1 protein-coding gene and 1 pseudogene are annotated in these 4,123 nt (G+C 35.7%); one reads left to right on the top strand and one right to left on the bottom strand.

The window, feature by feature from the left end; genetic code table 11:
- Positions 1-636 precede the first annotated feature (636 nt).
- Positions 637-1,647 (top strand): annotated as a pseudogene (locus tag AFK68_RS07505) (transposase).
- 568 nt (positions 1,648-2,215) lie between these two features.
- On the opposite strand, the gene AFK68_RS07510 reads toward AFK68_RS07505, so the two are convergent.
- Positions 2,216-4,027, bottom strand: coding sequence for a sodium:solute symporter family protein (locus AFK68_RS07510; protein WP_094672218.1), 1,812 nt, complete (start codon positions 4,025-4,027; stop codon positions 2,216-2,218).
- Positions 4,028-4,123 lie beyond the last annotated feature (96 nt).

A 4,123-nucleotide genomic window follows, 5' to 3' on the forward strand; every position in this document is an offset into this window, starting at 1 on the left:
AGGTTTAAGAGCCAGAAAAAACTTAAATTTCCTGTAGTTATTAACCCTGGGGTTTACACGCTCCGATACCAGCGGACATGATATTACGCAGATACACTATACTATATAGAACCCCTGAAGGGGTTCTATACGCGAATTATAGATGGGGAGTATGGGGAGATGGGGGTATTTTTCTACCTTTTTCCCTATTTTATTTCTCAATCTCTTGACTCCTGACTCAAGAGCCAAAAACTCTCAGCTTTGCAAAGATACCCAATGGCTTCTATATGGGTTCCAAAAACTATAACGTTATAGAACTTTAAAATTAGAGATTGAGAGTAGGGGAGTAGGGGAGTGTGGAGAGATGGGGAGATGGGGTGTATTAGATATCTCCCACTCATCCAATCATCAAATCAATTATTACCCACAGGACTTACGCCAAGACAGTATATATAGTGTATAGCCAACAGAGCGAACGCTAGAATTTTTTAGAGAGCGATCGCCTAAACAACAAAATTCGTGAGGAACCTAAAGATAGGCATTTATAGTTTATTTACCTTCTATGTAGATGTTGCTTGACTATCGATCGTAAATTGAGCCAAAATATTCGTGCTTATTATAGAATAATATTATTGTTGATTTGAGCTAAAAATATGAATTTTAATTATATTGATCCCATACCAATATTTGCTAAATTCTCATACAAACTATACTATAACTAACCTAGCAAATTACCTAGAAAATATTAGCCATGATACGATTAATCGTTATTTAAGAGTAGAATCTTTAAATGCACAAGATTTATGGCAAAATGTCAAAGAGGAAATTATCCAAGATACAGAAGCATACGTAATTTTTGATGATACAGTAATTCATAAAAAATAGGCGAATAAAATTGAACTTGTGCGGCGACAATATAGCGGTAATGAACATCAAGTAATTCGAGGAATAGGAGTAGTTAATTGTATTTATTTTAATCCCCAAACCGAGCAATTTTGGATACTAGATTATCGTATTTATGATCCAGATAGTGACAAAAAAACTAAAATAGACCATGTTGAAGAAATGATATTGAATGTGGTAAATGAGAATAAATTACCATTTCAAACTGTATTGATGGATAGTTGGTATGCAACGCCAAGATTAATGGCATTGATAGATAATATGCGAAAAATTTATTATTGCCCCTTAAAAATAAATCGTTTAGTGGATGACACTGGTGGTGTAGAAAAATATAAAAGTATTGCTAAATTAACCTGGGATGAATCAGAAATAACATCAGGTAAAATAATAAAAATTAGAGGTTTTCCAAGAGATAAAAAAGTCAAGCTATTCTGGGCTACTATTTCTGCCAATAGAACAGAATATATTGTGACTAATGACTTAAGTCAATCTTCGACAGATGATGTATAATTCTAGTCGCAGACTAGATGGAAAATCGAAGAATTTCACAGAGAAATCAAGCAGTTAACAGGAATAGAATTGTGTCAATGTCGTCTGGCAAAAATTCCAAAAAATCATATTGCTTGCTCTATGTTGGTCTGGAATCATTTGAAAAAAGTAGCTGACATTTTGGGAAAAACTATTGATCAACTCAAACATCAATTACTATCTAAATATCTAGTATCTGAACTCAAACATCCTACCATTAAAATGATAGCTATTTAAGTTTTTCTCACTCTTAGAAAGGCTCAGAAATACTTGGCGATCGCTCTCTGAAAATTATAGCGATCGCTCTGTTGGTTATGCGCTATATCTATATATAGTGTCTTTGCGTAAGTCCTGACCCATTTTTTCTCAATTAATTCTCCACCAGGACCTATTTTCTGGAGATACGCTTAGGGGTTCTATAGATGTGTAGTGTTTACAACTCAAAAATACCTAAGTCCTGAATTATACCCAATTTGATAGTTACAGTAAAATACTATGGAAAACTATTACAGCGCTTTTCAGATTGATGAACCACATCTTCATAACCAAAACCCTGTAGGGGCGTTTTGCTGACGGCATGGGCTTCGCCTTTTAATGTCGGCGACAGCCGTTTAGCTAGCGCACAACTCCGTTAACGCTTCGCGACATATAAAGCGTTTGCGGAGCATTCCGATAGGAAAGCTTTGCGCCAGTAAAACGCCCCTACTGTGGTCTACTGAAATGAAAACCGCTGTAAGATATTTCCGTATAAACTTTAGTATTAGGTTAAGCTGGAGTTACTGATAACTGTTAACTGACAAGTCATTTACAACAAGTCGTCATCATCTAACCCTGGTCTTGGCATGGGTAAAATTTTCGACTTATTGAGTTGTCGTAACCACATCCCACTGAAAACAGCAATAATGAGGAATATCCAACCAATGTTTGGCTTGAGCAACAGGAAACCACCAGTCCCTAACAACGCTCCAAACAATAATAATATAGATGCCAAAACCTTTTGTAAATCTTTAGCCAAATTTTGTGCAGGAGCTAAACCAGTTGCTGCTCTTTGTCTTTGCCAACCAGGACCTCCGGGAAGTGATCGCCGATAAAATTCTTCTAAAGTTGCATCAGACTCTTGGGGTGTGACTAACATTGCGACTACCCATAAAACTGTCACGGTTATAGTAATAAAGATAATTCGCAAACCAAAATCTTCTATTTTGAAAGCGGGAACTATACTGGTTGCCATCCCCACAAAAAAGCTAGCGATAATAGCTGTTAATTCTGCTGCTGCATTTACCCGCCACCAAAACCAACGCAAAATTAATACTAATCCCGAACCTGTTCCGATAGCTATTACTAACCTAAATACTGTCGCTACATCTTTAGCAAAAAATGCAGCAATAGCTCCTAAAACTGTTACTAATATGGAAGAAAGTCGCCCTACTAAAACTAATTGTGCTTGAGTTGCATCAGGTTTAATAAATCTTCTATATAAATCGTTAGTAATAAAAGAAGCTCCCCAGTTAATAGAAGTAGAAACCGTACTCATAAATGCTGCGACTAAAGAAGCAACAACTAAACCTAAAATTCCTGGGGAGAGAAAATCAATCATTAATTTGGGATAACCTAATTCTTTATCTTCTAAATTAGGGTAAATTACAAGAGAAGCTAAAGCAACTAAAATCCAAGGCCAGGTTCTAATAACATAGTGCATTATATTAAATAACCAAGCTGCTTTTTCTGCTTCCTTTTCATTTTTGGCAGCAGCAAATCTTTGTACAAATTCTCCCCCTCCATCACTCCTTCTCCAAGACCACCATTGAATAGCAATATAAGCAAAAAATGTACTAGCAGTTATGCCTGCTGTTTTGCTAAAACCAATCCAAGAATTACCATTTCCACCAATAGTTAAAGGTGAAAGAGATAAAATATCTTTTTCTGGCATTACTTCAGGAACTTTAGTAATTAATTCTTGGATTCCACCTACACTATTAACAGCAAAAATTGCCACAATAATTGCTCCAAAAAGTGCTAGAAAAAACTGGAAAAAATCTGTAGCAACTACCCCCCATAAACCAGATAAACCAGCATAAATTAAAACAAATATACTTACGCCAATAACACTAAATAATTTGAGATTATTTTCACTACCATCAATACCTAAACTTTGCCAAATTTCCATAGCTTCGACAACTTTAACCATAGCTAACATAGCATAGCCAATAGCAATACAATTCATCGGAATAGCAAAGATAAAGGCTTTCACCCCTCGAAGAATAGCTGCCATATTTCCGCCGTAACGAATTTCAGTTAATTCCGCATCAGTAATAACTTCCGAACGTCGCCACATTTTAGCAAAAATGTAAATCATTATGACATGAGAAACAGCAAAAATCCACCATTCCCAATTACCAGCTATTCCTCGGTTAGCCACAACTCCTGTAATATAGAGTGGGGTATCTATAGAAAAAGTTGTAGCTGCCATACTTGTACCTGCTAACCACCAAGGAAGCGATCGCCCAGAAACAAAGAAATCTGCTAAACTTTTCGACCCTTTACGAGATAAATATAATCCCATCCACATTGTGAGGATCAGGTATAATAAAACAATTAGCCAATCTATTATTTGCATAAATTTCTGTTTAGTTAGGAATATTTGTATGTTTGACTTTTTTTCAGCTCATAGTTTCAAGTTTGAGAATACCACAGATTTTCATAGTATAAATTT

The sequence above is a fragment of the Hydrocoleum sp. CS-953 genome (assembly GCF_002260545.1).
Lineage (GTDB): Bacteria > Cyanobacteriota > Cyanobacteriia > Cyanobacteriales > Microcoleaceae > Trichodesmium.

Coding starts and splice junctions, on each gene's coding strand:
- AFK68_RS07510 (WP_094672218.1), bottom strand. CDS start 4,027: ATGCAAATAATAGATTGGCTAATTGTTTTATTATACCTGATCCTCACA.